We start from the raw sequence: 18191 nt of genomic DNA, 5'->3' as shown, positions 1-18191 counted from the left end.
GCACAGATAACCTCCGCTAGACCGCTGCCAGGACGACGATCAGGACCAGGGCCACCGCCAGGAACCCCAGCAGGGCCGAGACCCACAGCTGCCCCGGCTGGAGATCGATGCGGGCGCCGTCCTCGGTGCCGCGGCGGCGGGCGGGCCACCGGACGGGGCGGGTCCGCCGGGCGCCGCCGGAGACGGCCTCGGCGCGCTCCCGGCACCGCTCGTGCTCCCGGCACTCCTCGGCCAGCCCGCCGAACAGCGCCATCCAGCCCTTCTCCCCGAAGCCGCTGAGCTGCCGGGTCGCGACGATACGGCGCACCACCTCGCGCCCCGCGCCGTCGCCCGCCGCCCACAGCCCGGGCAGGACGCACGCCATCAGCTCGGGGACGGCGCCCCGGTCGGCGTACGGGCGCACCAGGCCCTCGTACAGCATCAGCGCGTTGCGCACCCGGAGGCGGCCGCTGCCGCCCGGCTGGTCGAGGTAGAGGTGGGCGATCAGCACCTTCTCGCAGACCGCGTCGGCGAGCCGCGGCCCGCGCTCGGGGGCGCGGCGCACCAGCTCCACGACGACACGAGTGGCCCGCTCGGCGGGCAGCCCCGCGTCGAGCGCGCTCAGCAGCAGCCCGTCGTCGGCCTCGCGCAGCGCCGCGGGGAGGGCGTCGCCGCCGTGGCGCAGCGCCTCGCGGAGGGTGCGTACGGTGCTCACCGGCGTCCTGGGCGGGCCCTGCGTTCGATTCGTGTCCTGTGTGTGCTCCGCGGTGTGTTCCGTTGTGTGTTCCGTGTCCTTCACCATCGACGTCCTTCTCCTCACAGCGCTTCCAGCACCTCCCGGATCCGGGTGACCGCCCGTACGTCGAGCGGTTCGTCACCGTCGTGCGCCAGCCGGGGCAGGAAGCCGTACAACACCGCCAGCTGACGGTCGTCGCGGGCGGCCCGCCGGATCCAGCCGACCAGTGCGTCCTCGGCCGCGGCCGCCGAGCGGGCCCAGGTCAGGGCGGCCCGCAGCAGCTCGGCGAGCTGCGGTGCGCTGCCCGGGCGGGCGGCCAGCAGCGCGGTGGCCAGCGGCCAGGCGGCGTACGGCTCCAGCTCCGGCACCTCGCACAGCCCCCACAGATGCGAGGTGCGGGTGGTGACGGCCCGCAGCACCGTCAGCAGCGCGAGGTCCCGGCGCGGCCGCCGGGTGTCGTGCAGCCAGTGGGTGAGCGCGGCGAGCACGGTGCCGGGTTCCGTACCAGCCAGCAGCCGCAGCACGCTGTACGAGGTGATCCGGCCGTCGTCCGCGGCCGCCAGCCCGGCCAGCTCCTCCAGGGACGCCCGGACCGAGCCCGCGGCGAGGCCGTAGCCGTGGGCGAGGGCGGCCGTCTCGCGCTCGCTCTCGTCGTCGCCGAGCGCCCAGCCGCGCAACAGGCCGTCCACCGCGGGCCGTACGCCGTCGTCGCGGGCCGCCTCGGCGAGCGCGGTGGCGGCCGCCATCCGCTGCACCGGGCTGTCGGCGCGGGCCAGCGGCAGTAGCAGTTCGACGAAGCCGTACAGATAGTCGCGGGCGCACAGCACGCCCGCGGCGACCGCCGCGCGCACCCACACCTGGGGGCGCGGGTCGTCGCACAGGGCGCGCAGCCAGCGGGCCATCGGGCCGCGGACGTTGTGGTGGCCGTCCCACGCCTCGTACAGCACAGCGGATGCCAGCCGCCGCCCCTGGAACCGGACGGCGCGGACCGGGACCGACGCGTCGCCCAGGTCCTCCACACCGTCGCAAGCCACCGCGCGCGCCGCGTCCAGCCCGCCCCCGGGGCGCGCGGCGAACAGCGGGCGCCCGGGCGCGTACTGGGGGTCGAGCGTGACGGCCAGCTCCCAGGTCAGCAGCTCGGCGGCCTCGGCGGCGAGGCTGTGCGCCGAGCCGTTGAAGACGGCGAGCGCGATCCGCAGCGCCGCCGTACGCACGGCGGGCAGCGCGGCGGGCAGGGTGCCGTGGCGGCCCGCGCCGTCGAACCACGCGCGCGCCTGGTCCGGGGCGAAGGCCCGGCAGCGCTCCAGCAGCCCCTCGTCGGACAGCCGCCCCTCGGCGTGGGCGGCCAGGTGCCGGGCGAGCCGGGCGGCCTCGGCGGGGCGCGGCTCGTCCAGGCCGAGGGCGTCGGCCACATCGGGGCGTACGGCGGTGGCGCGGGCGAGGTCCAGCAGTTCGCCGGGCTTGTCGGCGAGCAGGTGGGACAGCTGATGGTCCAGCACCTCGGCGGCGGACGGGGGCTCGTACGGTACGGCGTGACGGCGGGCGCCCAGCAGCCGGTCGGCGGCAGGACCGCCCGCGACGAGGACGACGCCGAACGCCTCGCGCTCGGCGAGGTGGGCGCGCAGCCGGTCCAGGAGGGGCCCGGGATCGGCTTCGTCGGCGGGGAGTTCGAGGAGGTAGCCGTGGCCGGGCGCGGTCTCCCGCGCGCTCGGGACGGCACCGGACCCGAGCCGCTCCACGGCGTCGCCTTCGGCCGGTCCGGTCAGCTCGGCGAGGAGCGCGAGGCCCGTCCAGGCGCGGCCGGTGCCGGGTTCGCCGCACAGGGCGAGGAGGCGGGTGCGCCGCAGCCGTTCCCGCATCGCGGCGTAGCCGGGGACGGGCCGGTAGACGCGGCGCAGCAGCGCCAGTTCCTCGCCGGAGACCGGCCCTTCGGGAAGCGGACCGTGCTCGTCCGCGCCGGGCGGACGCGGCGGCCAGTCGATGAGGCGCAGATGGGCGCGCGCCTCGCGCGCCGTGCGGGCGCCGCCCGCCTCCCCCGCGCCGTCCAGCGGTCCGCCCCTCGGGACGTCCAGCGGTCCGCCCGCGTGGGCGTCCAGCGGGCCACCCGCCGGGATGTCCGGCCGCCGCGGGCCCGGGTCCGCCGGGATGCCGATGCCGTCCGGTCCGTTCATCGCCCGCCCCTCCTCCATGCCGTGGCCCCCGTCGTAAGTCCTCGGGGGTGGCGGTTCGCGGAGGGAAAGCCCGAAGCGGGCGGCGGGACCTCTCCCTCGTACGCCCCGCCGCCCTTCTCCGGTGCCAGGCGCTGGGCCGTGTGCACCCCCGTCGCACACGGTCCCGTTCGCCTGTGCCACCACCAGGGTGGACCGGGGGCGGGGCAGGGGCTGTAGCCGTTTACACAGTCGCGCGCATTCGCGGGGAGTTGCGCGCCCGCGCTCATTCGCAGGGGCGCGCCGGGATGTGCTCCCCGGTCGCGCGCCCCTCGGCCAGCAGCCGCAGCAGCCCGATGTCCTGCACCTCGAAGCGGCGCGAGGCGGTCCGTACGACACCCTGGTCGCGCAGCAGCCGCAACGCCTTGGCGACGGCCTCCCGGGTCGAGCCCACGGCGGCCGCGATGTCGTGCTGCGGCAGCGGCAGATCGACGGCGATGACCCCGCCGGGGCCGGTGCGCCCGGTGCGTTCGGCGAGTTCGACCAGCCGGGCGGCCAGCCGCTGGAGCACCTTCTCGGAGGCGAGGGAGCGCCGTTCCCCGTCGGAGCTGCGCAGCCGGGAGCTGAACTGACGCATGATCAGTACGGTCGCGACGGGCCGCGCCGCCAGATAGGCCCGGAACCGGTCCCCGGAGACCACCACCGCCTCCATCCGGCCGAGCGCGGTGACGGTGGCGCTGCGCGAGCCGTGATCCACCGCGGCCTGGTCCCCGACCACCTCGCCCGCCCCGCGCAGCGCCAGGATCAGCCGCACCCCGCGCTCGGTCTCCACCGAGACGGTGGCCCAGCCCGACATGATCGCGACGACGAACGTCGTACGGTCGTGCTCGCGCAGGACGACCTCGGACGGCTCGTACGTCCGCGGACCGCCGAGCGCGAGCAGGGCGCGCCGGTCATCGGCGGGGAGCGCGTGCAGAAAGGGCCGGCCGTCCTCGAAGAGACTCATCCGCCCTCCCGCTTCACTGGTGGCTCGTCAGATTGCGGAGAACCGATGGGATTCCGATGGGATGACGAGCACGCTAGGCAGCTGGCACGGGCACGTCAATGGGCCGGTACGGAACGGGCGCCAGCGGGCGGAGCTGCGACGGAATCCGTTCGAACACCCCTACAATCCCACCCGCCCGGCGGAGTCGTCGCCCCCGCGGAGGGCCACCGCCGCGAGCGCGGCAAGGCCGGCGGTCACCGCGGCGAAGACCCAGCCCCAGCGCAACGTCCCCACGTCCGGCCGGGCGGCGCCGCCCGTGATCACGACCAGCGCCGCCACTCCCAGGGCGGAGCCGCCCTGCCGGGACATCATCAGCACGCCGGATCCCAGGGACAGCTGATGGGCCGGAAGCAGTCCGGCGGCCGCGAACATGACCGGCTGATAGAGCCCGGCGCCGATCCCGGTGAGCACCAGCCCCGGCAGGAACGCCACAGCGTAGTGCCCGCCGTCACCCCCCGCGAACAGCAGCCACCACACCGGCCCGGCAGCGAAGCACAGCGCGCCGAGCACGGCGGCGCGCCGCTCCCCCAGGGCCCGTACGAGCCGTCCCGACAGCACCGAGACCACCAGCACCGCAAGCGGCCAGGGCGTGATGGCCAGGCCCGCGCGGACCGTGGACCAGCCCCAGGCGCCGGTGAAGAGGAGCGTAGAGGCCAGCAGAACCGCCGCGTAGGCGAGGAAGTAGCTGAGCAGGCCGAGGGTGGCGGCCGTGAACGCGCGGGTCCGGAACAGCTCCGCGTCCACCACCGGGTCCGGGTGGCGTCGCATGTGCGCCACCGCCAGCCCGCCCGCCGCCACGCCCGCGGCCAGGAAGCCGAGGGTGGCGGGTGCGCCGTAACCCCAGTCCGGGGCCTCGACACAGGCTGTGGTCAGGGCGCCGGTGGCGAGGAGCACCAGCAGGGAGCCGAGCGGGTCGAGGCGGCGACGCTCCTGGTGGGCCGGGCCGGTGCGGGGCAGCAGTCGCAGGCCCGCCGCCCAGGCGACCAGCACCACAGGCGCGTTGATCAGGAAGATCCATCGCCAGTCGGAGGCGGCGAGCAGACCGCCCGCCACCGGTCCCGAACTGGCCGCGACCGCGCTCACCGCCGTCCACACGCCGACCGCCGTGGGCCGTTCGCGCGCGGGGAAGGCGGGCAGCGCCAGCGCCAGGGAGGTGGGCACCAGAACGGCCGCCGCCGCGCCCTGCACCACGCGCGCCGCGACGAGCGCGCCGAGCCCGGGGGCCGCCCCGCAGGCGACCGAGGCCAGGCCGAACAGCACCATGCCGGTCAGGAACGAGCGCCGGCCGCCGATCGCGCCGGCCAGCCGCCCGGCCGGGACCAGCAGCGCCGCGAGCACGATGGTGTAGGCGTTGAGCACCCAGGACAGCTCGGCGGTGGTGGCCGGGCGGAAGGCCGCGCCGATCGCGGGGAAGGCGATGTTGACCGCGATCATGTCGAGCACGGCGAGGAACTGGGCCACCGACGCGACCGCGAGGATCAGCCAGCGCCGGGGGTCCGGGGACGCACCGGGAGTGGGCCCAGGAGCGGGCACACCACTCCCCGGGGCCTTCGTGGAAGGAGTCGTCATGCCCATCCAGCATCGGCGGTGCGGCCGTCCACAACGAGCGGCAAGAACGACAGCACGCGCTACATTCTTGCCATGCGCCATGCGATAGCCCTCGCGGTCACCGAAGGCATGCCGATCTTCGATCTGGCCGTCCCCTGCCATGTTTTCGGCACCGACCGCCCCGAACTCCCCGAGAACTGGTACGACCTGCGGGTCTGCGCGATCGGGCCGGAGGGTGGGCAGGCCGGGGCCCCGGTGGCCACCCGCTCCTGGTTCGCCGCGCACACGCCGTACGGGACGGCGGATCTGGTCGGCGCCGACACGGTGATCGTCCCGGCCTCCGCTGACGTCCACGGCGACCCGCCAGGGGAGCTGATCGACGCGCTGCGCGAGGCGCACGGGCGCGGCGCCCGCATCGTGTCGCTGTGCTCGGGCGCGTTCACTCTCGCCGCGACCGGGCTGCTCGACGGCCGGACGGCGGCCACCCACTGGATGTACGCGGCGCTGTTCGCCGAGCGCTATCCGGCCGTACGCCTCGATCCGTCGGTGCTGTACGTCGACCACGGCGATGTGCTCACCGGGGCGGGCTCGACCGCGTGCATCGATGTGTGTCTGCACCTGGTGCGCGAGGACTTCGGCACCGAGGCGGCGAACTCCGTGGCCCGGCAGCTCGTGGCACCCGCCCACCGTCCCGGCGGCCAGGCCCAGTACATCGAGACGCCGCTGCCGGAACACACCGACGACTCCCTCGCCCCGCTGCTGCACTGGGCGGCCGAGCACCTCGCGGAACCGCTGACCCTCGCGGACCTCGCCCGCCGCGCCCACACCAGCCCCCGCACCCTGGCCCGCCGCTTCGAGGCCACCACCGGCACGACGCCCCTGCGCTGGTTGCGAGGCCAGCGGATCGCTCGGGCCAGGGCGCTGCTGGAGGGCGGCGACCTGCCGATGGACCGGATCGCGGAACTGTGCGGGCTGGGGACGGCGGCCAACCTACGGCGCCACTTCACCCGGGCGGTGGGAGTGCCCCCACACGACTATCGCCGCGCCTTCCGCGCCCGGGAGTCGGCGACGGTCGCCGTCTGACCCCAGGCCGGCCGACGTCGCCCACAGCCCGGGGCCGCCCACGGCTAAAGCCGTGGGTCCACCGGCTCGGACTCCAGGGCCAGCACCGCGAACACCGCCTCGTGCACCCGCCACAGCGGCTCCCCGTCGGCCAGCCGGTCCAGCGCCTCCAGGCCCAGCGCGTACTCCCGCAGGGCGAGCGAGCGCTTGTGGCCGAGGTGGCGCTGGCGGAGCCGGTCCAGGTTCTCGGGGCGGGTGTACTCCGGGCCGTAGACGATCCGCAGATACTCCCGGCCCCTGCACTTCACGCCGGGCTGGACCAGGCGGCCGTCGCCCTTGCGGACGAAGCCCTGGAGCGGTTTGACGACCATGCCCTCGCCGCCCGCCTCCGTCAGCCCCCGCCACCACGCCACGCCCTCGGCCACCGACGCCTCGTCCTCGGTGTCGACGACCAGGCGGCGGGTGGGGGCGAGCAGCCGGCGGCCGTCCGCGCCTTCCGGCTTCTCCGCCGCGATCATGCGGTCGATCAGGGCGAGTTGGCGGTCGTGCGGGAGCGCGGCGAGGCTGCGGCCCTGGGCGGCCAGGATCTGGAACGGCGCCATCCGTATGCCGTCCAGCCCGTCGACCGGCCAGCAGTAGCGCCGGTACGCCTCGGTGAACGCGGCCGCGTCCACGGCCCGTTCGCGCTGCTTGTCGAGGAGCGTGGACACCTCGACGCCGCGCGCCGCCGCGCCCTCCAGCGCCGAGAGCACCCCGGGGAAGACGGCGCCCGAGGCCGCGCCCACCGCCGCGTACTGGTTGCGCAGCAGCCCGGCGGCCTTGAGTGACCACGGCATCAGCTCGGCGTCCAGCAGCAGCCAGTCGGTCTCCAGCTCCTGCCACAGACCGGCGCCCTCGATGCCGCCGCGCACCGCGCCGAGGACGGACTCGGCCAGCCGCGGATCGTCGAAGAACGGCCGCCCGGTGCGGGTGTGCACCATGCCGGACACGCCGTCGGGCGCCCCGAAGCGCTCCTTCGCCACCTCCGGGTCGCGGCAGACCAGCGCCACCGCCCGGGAGCCCATGTGCTTCTCCTCGCAGATCACCTGGCGCACCCCGTCCGCGCGGTAGGCGGCGAACGCCTCCGCCGGGTGCTCCAAGTAGCCGTCCTCGGCGGAGGTCGCGGCGGGCGCCATGGTGGGCGGGAGGTAGGCCAGCAGCCGCGGGTCGACGGCGAAGCGGCTCATGACCTCCAGGGCCGCCGCCGCGTTCTCCTCCTTGACCGCGATCCGGCCCATGTGCCGGGTCTCGACGATACGGCGGCCACGCACATCGGCGAGGTCCAGCGGACGGCCGTCCGAGCCGCCCGGAGCCTCGTTGCCGAGCGGCCGGACCGGCTCGTACCAGACCTGCTCGGCCGGGACGTCCACGATCTCGCGCTCCGGCCAGCGCAGCGCGGTCATCCGGCCGCCGAAGACACAACCGGTGTCCAGGCAGAGGGTGTTGTTGAGCCAGGACGCCCGCGGGGTGGGCGTGTGACCGTAGACGACCGCGGCGCGGCCCCGGTAGTCCTCCGCCCATGGGTAGCGCACCGGCAGACCGAACTCATCGGTCTCCCCCGTCGTCTCCCCGTACAGCGCGTGCGAACGCACCCGGCCCGAGGTGCGCCCGTGGTACTTCTCGGGCAGCCCCGCGTGGCACACCACCAGCGCCCCGCCGTCCAGCACATAGTGGCTGACCAGCGACTCGATGAACTCCCGCGCCCGGTCGGCGAACTCCGGGTCCGCGGAGTGCTCGCGGTCCAGCTGCTCGACCGTCTCGGCGAGGCCGTGGGCGATCCGGACCTTGCGGCCCTTGAGGTAGCGGGCCAGCTTGTTCTCGTGGTTGCCGGGCACGCAGAGCGCCGCCCCGGAGGCGACCATGCCCATCACCAGGCGCAGCACCCCGGGACTGTCCGGCCCGCGGTCGACCAGGTCGCCCACGAAGACGGCGGTGCGCCCCTCGGGGTGGACGGCGTCGGCCGGGCGGCCCTGCCCGTCGCGGCGCAGCACATAGCCGAGCTTGCCCAGCAGGGTCTCCAGCTCGGAGCGGCAGCCGTGGATGTCGCCGATGATGTCGAACGGGCCGGTGAGGTGGCGCAGATCGTTGTAGCGGCGCTCGATGGCGATCTCCGCGGCGTCGGCCTGCTCGGCGCCGCGCAGGATGTGCACCTTGCGGAACCCCTCGCGCTCCAGCGACTTCAGGGAGCGGCGCAGCTCGCGGCGCTGGCGCGGGATGACGTGGGCGGGCATGTCGGCCCGGTCGGGACGGGCCGCGTTGCGCCGCGCGCATTCGCCCTCGGGGATGTCGAGGACGATCGCGACGGGGAGGACATCGTGCTCGCGCGCCAGCTGGATCAGGCTGCGGCGGGCCTCGGGCTGGACGTTGGTCGCGTCGACCACGGTCAGCCGCCCGGCCGCCAGCCGCTTGCCCACGATGAAGTGGAGCAGGTCGAAGGCGTCCGGGGTGGCGCTCTGGTCGTTCTCGTCGTCGGAGACCAGGCCCCGGCAGACGTCGGAGGAGACGATCTGGGTGGGCGGGAAGTGGCGCCGGGCGAAGGTGGACTTGCCGGATCCGGTGGTGCCGACGAGGACCACGAGGGACAGGTCGGGCACGCCGAGGCTGCGCCGGTCGGGCGTGACGGCGTCGGAGGTGACGGTGTCGGTCATGCGGCGGCCTCCTTCGATGTCGTGGTCGTGCCGGTGTTCGTGCCGGTGTTCGTCCGGGTCTCCCCGGCCTCCTGCCGGAAGAGCGCGAGCTGGGTCGGCGGGCCGACCTCGGGGTCGTCGGGGCCGACGGGGCGGAACTCCACGGCGTAGCGGTACCGCTCGGCGACTGCCCGCGCCCAGTCGCGGAACTCTTCGCGCGTCCACTCGAAGCGGTGGTCGGGGTGGCGTACCTGCCCGGCGGGCAGGGACTCCCAGCGCACGTTGTACTCGACGTTGGGCGTGGTCACGACGACGACCGTGGGCCGGGCGGCGCCGAACACGGCGTACTCCAGGGCGGGCAGCCGGGGCGGATCGACATGCTCGATCACCTCGCTGAGCACCGCCGCGTCATAGCCGGTCAGCCGGGAGTCGGTGTACGCGAGCGAGCCCTGCGTCAGCTTGAGCCGCGCCGACTGCCGCTCGGGCATCCGGTCCAGGCGCAGCCGCCGCGCCGCCTCGTTCAGCGCGCGTATCGACACATCGACACCGACGATCTCGGTGAACCGGGCGTCCTTGAGCAGTTCGCCCAGCAACTGGCCCTGGCCGCAGCCGAGATCGACCACCCGGGACGCCCCGGCCTCACGCAGGGCGCCCAGGATCGCCTCGCGCCGCCGCACGGCCAGTGGCACCGGCTGCGGCACGCTCTCCTCCACCGGATCCCCCTGCTGCGTCTGCTCCGCCTGCTCCGGGTGCTGCGTCTGCTCCGGGTGCTGCGCCTGCTCCGGGTGTCCTTCCTGCTCGGCGGGTTCGGCGGCAAGCTCCTCCACCGCGTTGTCGATCTCCTCCACCTCTGCGTCGTCCGTCTCCGCGAGCCGGGCCAGCTCCAGCCGCTGCAGCGCGCTGCGGGTCAGCGACCCGCGGCGGGCCAGATAGCGGTTGGTGATCAGCCGCTGCTCGGGGTGGCGCTCCAGCCAGCCCTCGCCGGAACGCAGCAGCTTGTCCACCTCGTCCGGCGCGACCCAGTAGTGCTTCGCGTCGTCCAGCACCGGCAGCAGCACATACAGATGGCGCAGCGCGTCGGCGAGCCGCAGCTCGCCCTCCAGCACCAGCCGTACGTACCGCGAGTCGCCCCACTGCGGGAACCGCTCGTCCAGCGGCACCGGTTCGGCCGTCACCGCCCAGCGCAGCGGCGCGAAGAGCCGCTCGACCAGGGCGGCGCCGCCGCGGGCGGGCAGGGCGGGCACCTCGATCCGCAGGGGCAGCGGCCGCTCCGGCAGCTCGGGCCGCGCCTTGCACTGTCCCCTCAGGGCGCTGGAGAAGACGGCGCTCAGCGCGACGGCGAGCAGCGAGGAGGCCGCGTACGGCCGGTCGTTGACGTACTGGGCGAGCGCGGAGTCGGGCGCGCCGCCCCGCCCCTTGCCCCGGCCCCGCCGCACCAGCGCGACGGGGTCGACCTCCAGCAGCAGCGCCGCCGTGCAGCGCTCGGCGTCCGCCTCGGGGTAGAGGACGTGCGCGGTGCCATGGGAGGTCGAGAACCGCTGCGCCTTGTCGGGGTGCTTGTGCAGCAGAAACCCGAGATCGGTCGCGGGGCGCTCGATGGTGCCGGTGGTCGTAATCGTCAAGAACACCCGTCCGAGTATCGCCGGGTGCGCGCCCCCTTACCTAATGGTTTCCCACCACGCCCGCCAGCTCCGCGATCCGGTCCGGACCGATCCGGCAGCAGCCGCCGATGAGCCGTGCCCCGGCATCCCGCCACGCCTTCACCCGCGCCGGGTCGAAGGTCGAGCGCCCGCGCCAGCTACGGGCCGCCGCGTCCCACTCCTCTCCGCTGTTCGGATACACCACCACCGGCTTTCCGGTGGCCTCGGCCGCGATCTCCACGGCCCGGTCCGCGTCGCCCGGCTCGCAGCAGTTGACGCCGACGGCGATCACCTGCTCGTTCCCGGCGGCGAGGGCGAACGCGTCCCGCAGCGGCTGCCCGGCCCGGGTGGTCTCCCCCGCGATGCTGTACGACAGCCAGACGGGCACCCCGCAGCCCTCGACCGCCCGCAGCATGGCCGCCGCCTCTTCGGCGTCCGGCACCGTCTCCAGGGCGAGCACATCGGGCCCGGCAGCCACCAGCGCCTCGATCCGCGGCCGGTGGAACCGCTCCAGCTCGGCCACGCTCAGCCCGTACCGCCCCCGGTACTCGCTGCCGTCGGCCAGCATCGCTCCGTAGGGCCCGACGGAGGCCGCCACCCACACCGGGTCGCCCTCCGCCGCCCCGGCCGCGCCGCGCGCCAGCTCGACGCTGCGACCCAGCAGCGCCGTGGCGTCCTCGCGGGCCACGCCCCGGTGGGCGAAGCCCTCGTAGGTGGCCTGGTAGCTGCTGGTGATGAGCACCCGTGCGCCCGCCCGCACATACGCGGCGTGCGCCGCCTCGATCTGCCCCGGGTCGTCGGCGAGCAGCCGGGCCGACCACAGCTCGTCGGAAAGGTCGCAGCCTTGGGCCTCCAACTGGTTGGACAGGCCGCCGTCGAGGACGAGCGGCCCGCCGTCCAGAGCGGTGGCGAGTGGCGTGGGTGGGACGGACATCACGGGTACTCCTGGTGGTTCGGTGAGCCTCGCGGCTCGGTCGGCCCGGCGGCCGGTCAGCCCAGCTGGGCCTGGACCTGGGATGAAATCAGCTCGAGGTGGTCGAGGTCGTCGAGGTCCAGGATCTGGAGGTAGATCCGGGACGCCCCGGCCTCCGCGTAGCGGCCGATCTTCTCGACCACCTCGGCCGGGGAGCCCGCCAGCCCGTTCTCCTTCAGCTCCGGGACCTCGCGGCCGATCGCCGCGGCCCGCCGGGCGACCTCGGCGTCGTCCTTGCCGACGCAGGCGATCAGCGCGTTCGAGTACACCAGGTCGTCGCCCTTGCGCCCGGCCTCCTCGGCGGCCGCCCGCACCCGGCCGAACTGGGCCTCGCTGTCCTCGACCGACGCGAACGGCATGTTGAACTCGTCCGCGAACCGCGCGGCCAGCCGCGGGGTCCGGGTCGGCCCCTGGCCGCCGACCAGCACCGGCACCCGGCCCTGGGCGGGCTTGGGCAGCGCGGGCGAGTCGGTGAGCTGGTAGTGCGCACCGTCATGGCTGAAGGTCTCGCCGACCGGCGTCTTCCACAGGCCGGTGACGATGGCCAGCTGCTCCTCGAGCCGGGCGAACTTCTCCTTCGGGAAGGGGATGCCGTACGCGGTGTGCTCCCCTTCGTACCAGCCCGCGCCCAGGCCCAGCTCGACTCGTCCACCCGACATCTGGTCGACCTGCGCGACCTGGATCGCGAGGACGCCCGGCAGCCGGAAGGTGGCGGCGGTCATCAGGGTGCCCAGCCGGATCCGCTTGGTCTCGCGGGCCAGCCCGGCCAGGGTGAGCCACGCGTCGGTCGGGCCCGGCAGCCCGTCGACATCCCCCATGTGGAGATAGTGGTCGGAGCGGAAGAAGGCGTCGAACCCGAGGTCTTCGGTGGCCTTCGCGACGGACAGCAGCGTCTCGTAGGTCGCCCCCTGCTGGGGCTCGGTGAAAATGCGGAGATCCATGCACCCCATCCTGCCTTCTCATGCCGCACCACCCCACTCCCCACCCCACTCCAGCCCCGTGAGATGCCCCAGCATCCCGTGCACCCGGTCCCTGGCCTCGTCCGCCGCGTCGATCGCCTCGACGCACTGCCAGTACAGCGCCTCCTCCTCCGTGCTGGAGGCGACGCCCACCAGCGCGAATCCCGCCTCCGCGAGCAGATCCCCCAGCGCCAGCAGCACGCCTCGGGGGTCCCGCACCTCCGACAGCTGAGCCGCCCGTAACCCCCCGCCGCGCAGCGCGGGGTGGTGCAGCGCCGGGTGGAACAGGGCCCCGCGCGCCCTGCCGCCCGCCTCGCACAGGCCGCGCGCCTCCGCCCGCGCCGCCGCCGGGCCGCTCACCATGAAGTATCCGCCGACCGCTTCCGCCAGCGCCTGGACCTGCCAGGCCTCGGCCACGATGTCATGCACGCCCCCGGCCTTCGCCAGGGCGTGCCGGGTGACACCGATCAGCCGCATCGCGTCCATGCCCCGAACCCCTCTCAACGGACTTTCCGCACCCGTCACTCCTCCACTACCCAGAGTGATGGCTAACAGGCCGAAAAGCTAGGGGAATTCAGGAATCTGTTGACAACAGTTGCGTTGTGGATAACTTAATCACTACGGAGAGTGACGAACGGGCCCTCCAGGCGCCGGAACCGGGAACCGGCCCTCGTTGCGGTCGATCTTCGCGGCCAGCGCGGCGAGCGCGTCGATCCCCAGCACTTCGCAGAACTGGAGCAGATACGCCAGCACATCGGCGACCTCGTCCTCGACCCGGGCCGCCTTCCCCGGCTCCGCCATCACCCGCGCCGACTGCTCCGGCGTCAGCCACTGGAAGATCTCCACCAGCTCCGACGCCTCGACGCTCAGCGCCGCCGCCAGGTTCTTCGGGGTGTGGTACTGCTGCCAGTCGCGCACCGCGGCGAAGGCCGCCAGCCTGTGCTGGAGGCCCGCCACATCAAGGCCGTCGGACCGCCGCTCATGATCGGCGGCACGCGCACCGCGTCCGGGCTCAGCGGGCTGGGGTTCAAGAGACTCGCTCACGCTCCAGGTTTACCACCGTGACGGGGGCGTCCCCGACCGCCCCCGTCACGTCCCCCACCGTCCCCACCAGCCGGATGTGCCCCCGTGCGCACATCCGGACCGCCACCCCCAGCAGCTCCCGCGCCTGCCGGCGGTCCAGGCAGCGGTCGAAACCGTCCGCCAGGACCGTCAGCACCTGCCGCGCGGGGAGGACGTCAGCGGCCGGGTCCATCGCCAGCACCCCCGGCCCGGTCAGCAGCACCAGCGCGAGCGCCAGATAGCGCAACTCCCCGTCGCCCAGCCGCTCCACCGGCATCGCGCCCAGCTCCCCCTGCTCCACCAGGGCCCGCACCTCGCCGCCCCCGGACCCCTCGGTCACCAGGCCCTCCACCGGCCCGGCGCACCCCGCCCGCACCGCCGCGACCAGCGCCGCGTGCCGCGAGACGCACTCCCGGCTGGTGCGCCGCAGCACCGCCGCCAGGTTCTCGCAGCCCCCGCGCAGCCGCCCGTCGCGCGGCGCCGCCGGTGCCCGCATCCGGTCCGGCCGCGGATCGCAGGCGAACACCGAACGCAGCGCGATCACCACCTGCTCGGCGGCGGCCAGCGCCAGCCGCTGCCCCTCGGTGATGCCCGCCACCCGCAGCGGCAGCAGCGACGTAGCCAGCCGGTCGTCCGGCAGCGGAGCCCGGGTGACCGCCACCGCCCCCGCGGTGTGCCACGCGGCCTGGACGCAGCGCCGCTCCGGATCGCGCAGCGCCGTCTCCAGCAGCGTCTCCCCCGCCCCCGTCAACCGCTCCCCCACGATGCGCAGTTCGGGCTCGGCCTGTACGGCGACATCGAGCCGCACCGGCCCCACCGGGCCGTCCACGGTGCACCCGATGCGGAACCCCCGACGCCCCTGCCGGTCCGGCCGCGCCCGGCGCGGGATGTACGACGCGGGCTCGCAGAACACCTCCGCGAGCCGGGCGCCCCCCGCCAGGCGCGCGAGCGCCCCGTACGCCTCCAGCACCCCCGACTTACCGCTTCCGCTCGGCCCGGCGAACAGCGTCAGCGGCCCCAGCGAATAGACCGCACGTCGATGGGTCTTGAAGGCGGACAGCCTCAACTCGGTCACGGCGGGCCGCAGCCCGGATGCGCTCATGCCCGGAACATATCTGTGGCGCATACCGCCGAACCGTTACTCCTTCCGTATCTTCCTACGATCGGGGGATGGTGACCGTGGCCGAAGATGACCGAAGGGAAGGGCGCACAGTGAACGGGGCAGCGACGGGGGATCTCCACCATGACTGAAAGCACCTTCTGGATCGCGGCCCTCACCGGCGGCACCGCCGTCCTGGCCAGCTGGGTCACCAGCCGCGGCAACACCCGCGCCGCCCAGATCCAGGCCGACACCGCGGCCCGCGCCCAGCAGGCGGAGCGGCTGCGCGACAGCAGGCGGACCGCGTACCTGGAGCTGATCGACCAGGTACACCGCATGGGCGACTTCTACTGGGAGATCTCCGCCGCCCAGCGCAACGGCGACTTCCGGAGCCGCCCCGCCCTGCTCGACGAAATACTGGAACGCGAGCGCGACCATTACGGGAGGCTGCGGCACTGTGCGCGCGTGGTCGAACTGGAGGGTCCCGCCACCGTGGGCGAGGCGGCCCACAAGCTCCAGAAATCGACCGGCCGGTTCCACCGCTCGCTTGCGGCCATGGCCGCCGACGACCCCGAGGCGATACGACGTTTCAACGACGCCTACAGCCCGTTCTGGGCCACCCTGGGGGACTTCGTCGACACCGCGAAGACGTCCCTCCAGGACCCGTAGCCACAGCCGTACCGCGCCCCCGCACAACGGCTTGACTTTACCTTCCATTTGCGATGAGCTACGGCGTCTGATTTCTGAGGTCCGGGGGGATCGCGCATGAATCGCGCCGTACGCACCACTATCTCGTCCATCGCCCTCACCGGCCTCGCCCTCGGCCTCTCCTCCTGCACGGAGGAGCAGGAGGTCGACGCCGTCGACAAGGTGGTGGACCAGACGTACGAGGTCACCTACGAGGTGACGGGGAAGAACGTCGACTCGATCGAGTTCCACGGGGGCGGCGGCAAGGCCACGAGCCCCAAGACCGCGACCGTGGAGAAGCCCTCGCTGCCCTGGAAGAAGACGGTGACGCTGCGCGGCATCATGCCGTCGGCGGTGATGCCGGTCTCCACCGACCCATCGGTGAGCTGCAGGATCCTGCACGAGGGCAAGGTCATCGCCGAGGAGAAGGGCGAGTCCCTGATCAAGGCCGGTGGCTGCGTCGGGGAGTCGCCGATCGGTTCCTAGCCGAGCCAGGCCCGCGCCCACCAGCCGACAGCCCTGTAGACCATGGCACGAGCGTCACGACCAGGCTCATTCGGTGACGTCGACGCCGTAGCCGCGGGCCAAGTCGGCCAGGCCATGGTCGTACCCCTGCCCGACGGCACGCAGCCGCCAGCCGTCGCCTCGGCGATAGATCTCAGCGAGGATCAATGTGCGCTCGGTGGTGGCGGCATCAAGAGTGGCCCGGGCGGTCGGGGCCGCGCCGACCCCGCACGTGGCGGTGATCTCGACGGCCCCGACATCGGAGAACGTTGCGGCACCGTCGATCGCTGCGGCGATGACGACCTTACGGACCTCCAGGGGCAAGCGCTCCAGCTCGGCGGTGACAGCCTGCTCCGTCGGGCCGCCCGTGGCGAGCCGTACGGTGCCGTCCGGGTGTTCGGGCGCGCCGTAGAAGACGAAGTCCTCATCGCCCGGCACCTGCTCATGCGCGTCGAGCGCGAAGGCGACGACGTCCACGTCGCAGGCGGTGTGCTGTCCCCACGTCGCGGCCACCGTCCAGGCGGCGTCTGCGTCGGGCAGGTCGATGACGGCTCCTCGGATCAGTACCTCGGTGATGTCCGGCTGGGACTCGGCCGCAGTCTGTGGCGACGTGGGCGCCGGGGCGGGATCGAGGAGCCAGTCGGCGTCGTGCACGTGCAGGCCGAGGGCGGCGATCCGGCTTCTGCGCCGGTCCGCTTCACCGCCGGGAAGCACCACGACGTCGGTCACGCTGGCCGAGAGGTTGACCGCCGCGGAGGCGCCAAGGGCGACCGCGCGAGCGCGCGCCTCGGCTGCCTGCTCATGAGTGCCGCCCAGGACCAGGACCCTGCGCCCGGCCAACGCCTGATCGCCCGTGGCAATGGAAGCCGTACGCCGTGCCGGAACGTTCGGCGTGAGCTCCGGCTGTGCGGTCGCCGTACGGGCGGGCGTCCCGGCCGCGCGGCGCTGCCTGGTGGTGCTGTCGCGAGCGGCACCCTTGGCCTGGCCTGGCCGCACGTTCTCCAGCAGCCGCAGGTAGGTCGACTCGTCCACGAGAAGGACACCCTCGTCCGCGGCACGAAGCAGTTTCGCCGATGCGGCGCCGGGGTCGTTGGCGACGAGGACGCTGGTCTGACGGCTGACCGATGTCACCACGTTCAGCCCGGTTGCCACCGAGCGGGCGACGAGTTCCTCACGGGCGACCCGGGTCTCTCCGCTTATGGCGACCTTCATGCCCTGGACCAGCGGCCTTCCCGGCTCCAGACGACCCGGATTACGGAAGGCGCAGGGGGTCTTGGGGACGTAGGGCCTGTAGTCCTGACGAGGCGGGCAGTCCAGGAGGGGCAAGGACAGGCCCAGTTGCTCGGCGGCGCCCAGTGAGCCCCGCAGGATGCCGGCGAGTACCCGTACGTCGTCCTGCGCGTCGTGGGCTCGCTTCTGACGCACGCCATAGTGCGCGGCGAGAGTGCCCAGTTTGAGATCGGGTGTCGCGGGCCCGACCAGGCGGTTGAGGGCCAGCGTGCACAGGCGTCTGCTGACGGGCACCCAGGAACGGACGCGGGCGAACTCATGGGCCAGGAAGTCGTAGTCGAACTGCGCGTTGTGGGCGACCAGGATGCGGCTGCTGAGGAGTGCGCCCACCTGCGGCGCTATCTCTTCGAAGGTGGGGGCGCTTGCGAGACGGGCGGGAGTGAGGCCGTGGATGTGCACGGGGCCGGGGTCACAGCCCGGGTTGAGGAGGGTGGAGAACTCTCCGGTCTGCTGGCCGTGCGCATCCAGCGTGAGGACCGCGAGGGACAGGACGCGGTCCCGGCCGGGCCTCAGCCCGGACGTCTCCACGTCCACCAGCGCCCAATCGTGGAAGTAGTCAGGCAGGGCAGGCCACTTCGGGCTCGACGACAGCAGGGCCATACCAGGTCCCCTCCCCCGGGTGCGGCGGGCGGCACGCCCCTCCGCGGTGATATCGGCAGAGTGGGATCTTCGCACGCATGGGGGAATCTTCGTGATGGTTCCGCAAAAGGCCAGCCGGGTTGGGTTTCTGCGGATGACCGGTGCCCTCGACGTGCCATGGCCCCGGCTCACGCAGCCGGGGCCCGGTCACCGGC

15 protein-coding genes are annotated in these 18191 nt (G+C 73.8%); 3 read left to right on the top strand and 12 right to left on the bottom strand.

The genetic code is table 11. From position 1 onward, the window contains the following. Positions 1-16: 16 nt before the first annotated feature. The 4 genes from ACH4TL_RS33220 to ACH4TL_RS33205 all read right to left on the bottom strand — a co-directional run bounded on the left by ACH4TL_RS33220 (position 17) and on the right by ACH4TL_RS33205 (position 5476). On the bottom strand, positions 17-694 hold the full coding sequence (locus tag ACH4TL_RS33220; RefSeq protein ID WP_398323421.1) for a hypothetical protein: 678 nt from the start codon (positions 692-694) through the stop codon (positions 17-19). Positions 695-795: 101 nt separating this feature from the next. Further along, positions 796-2886: a hypothetical protein gene (locus ACH4TL_RS33215; protein ID WP_398323423.1), complete on the bottom strand. Its 2091-nt coding sequence runs from the start codon at positions 2884-2886 to the stop codon at positions 796-798. A 262-nt stretch (positions 2887-3148) separates the two neighbouring features. After that, positions 3149-3868 carry a Crp/Fnr family transcriptional regulator gene (locus tag ACH4TL_RS33210; RefSeq protein WP_398323426.1) on the bottom strand — a complete coding sequence of 240 codons (720 nt, stop codon included), beginning with the start codon at positions 3866-3868 and terminating at the stop codon, positions 3149-3151. 159 nt (positions 3869-4027) lie between these two features. Beyond that, entirely contained in the window at positions 4028-5476 is a 1449-nt protein-coding gene (locus ACH4TL_RS33205) for an MFS transporter (RefSeq protein WP_398323428.1), read from the bottom strand. Positions 5477-5548: 72 nt separating this feature from the next. Between ACH4TL_RS33205 and ACH4TL_RS33200 the strand changes: the two genes are divergently transcribed. Continuing rightward, positions 5549-6538: a GlxA family transcriptional regulator gene (locus ACH4TL_RS33200; protein WP_398323431.1), complete on the top strand. Its 990-nt coding sequence runs from the start codon at positions 5549-5551 to the stop codon at positions 6536-6538. A gap of 44 nt (positions 6539-6582) precedes the next feature. On the opposite strand, the gene ACH4TL_RS33195 is transcribed toward ACH4TL_RS33200, so the two are convergent. From ACH4TL_RS33195 to ACH4TL_RS33165, 7 genes are all read right to left on the bottom strand, one after another. Continuing rightward, positions 6583-9204 (bottom strand): polynucleotide kinase-phosphatase, encoded by a 2622-nt coding sequence (locus tag ACH4TL_RS33195; protein WP_398323432.1) that lies wholly within the window; start codon positions 9202-9204, stop codon positions 6583-6585. Continuing rightward, a complete protein-coding gene (locus ACH4TL_RS33190; RefSeq protein WP_398323434.1) occupies positions 9201-10811 on the bottom strand; it encodes a 3' terminal RNA ribose 2'-O-methyltransferase Hen1 in 1611 nt (536 codons plus the stop codon). The genes ACH4TL_RS33195 and ACH4TL_RS33190 overlap by 4 nt, the downstream gene beginning before the upstream one ends. A gap of 34 nt (positions 10812-10845) precedes the next feature. Next, entirely contained in the window at positions 10846-11757 is a 912-nt protein-coding gene (gene mmuM, locus ACH4TL_RS33185) for a homocysteine S-methyltransferase (protein ID WP_398323436.1), read from the bottom strand. 56 nt (positions 11758-11813) lie between these two features. After that, the gene (locus tag ACH4TL_RS33180) at positions 11814-12737 is read right to left on the bottom strand and encodes an LLM class F420-dependent oxidoreductase (protein ID WP_398323438.1); all 924 of its coding nucleotides are present in this window, start codon (positions 12735-12737) and stop codon (positions 11814-11816) included. 18 nt (positions 12738-12755) lie between these two features. Further along, positions 12756-13241 (bottom strand): DUF6099 family protein, encoded by a 486-nt coding sequence (locus ACH4TL_RS33175; protein ID WP_398323440.1) that lies wholly within the window; start codon positions 13239-13241, stop codon positions 12756-12758. 132 nt (positions 13242-13373) lie between these two features. Continuing rightward, positions 13374-13799: a nucleotide pyrophosphohydrolase gene (locus ACH4TL_RS33170; protein ID WP_398323442.1), complete on the bottom strand. Its 426-nt coding sequence runs from the start codon at positions 13797-13799 to the stop codon at positions 13374-13376. After that, positions 13783-14919, bottom strand: a complete 1137-nt coding sequence (locus tag ACH4TL_RS33165) for an AAA family ATPase (RefSeq protein ID WP_398323444.1) — start codon at positions 14917-14919, stop codon at positions 13783-13785. The genes ACH4TL_RS33170 and ACH4TL_RS33165 overlap by 17 nt, the downstream gene beginning before the upstream one ends. Positions 14920-15060: 141 nt before the next feature. On the opposite strand from ACH4TL_RS33165, the gene ACH4TL_RS33160 reads away from it, so the two are divergent. Together ACH4TL_RS33160 and ACH4TL_RS33155 are read left to right on the top strand one after the other, a co-directional pair. After that, a complete protein-coding gene (locus ACH4TL_RS33160; protein WP_398323446.1) occupies positions 15061-15585 on the top strand; it encodes a hypothetical protein in 525 nt (174 codons plus the stop codon). Between the two features lie 96 nt (positions 15586-15681). Beyond that, entirely contained in the window at positions 15682-16089 is a 408-nt protein-coding gene (locus ACH4TL_RS33155; protein ID WP_398323448.1) for an MmpS family transport accessory protein, read from the top strand. Between the two features lie 66 nt (positions 16090-16155). Here the strand turns inward: ACH4TL_RS33155 and ACH4TL_RS33150 are convergent, their stop codons facing one another. Then, complete coding sequence (locus ACH4TL_RS33150; RefSeq protein ID WP_398323450.1) at positions 16156-17997, bottom strand: TerD family protein; 1842 nt, start codon at positions 17995-17997, stop codon at positions 16156-16158. Positions 17998-18191: the final 194 nt, after the last annotated feature.

This window comes from Streptomyces sp. NPDC021115 (assembly GCF_044333065.1).
Lineage (GTDB): Bacteria > Actinomycetota > Actinomycetes > Streptomycetales > Streptomycetaceae > Streptomyces.
This window is presented reverse-complemented; position numbering and strand designations above follow the sequence as displayed.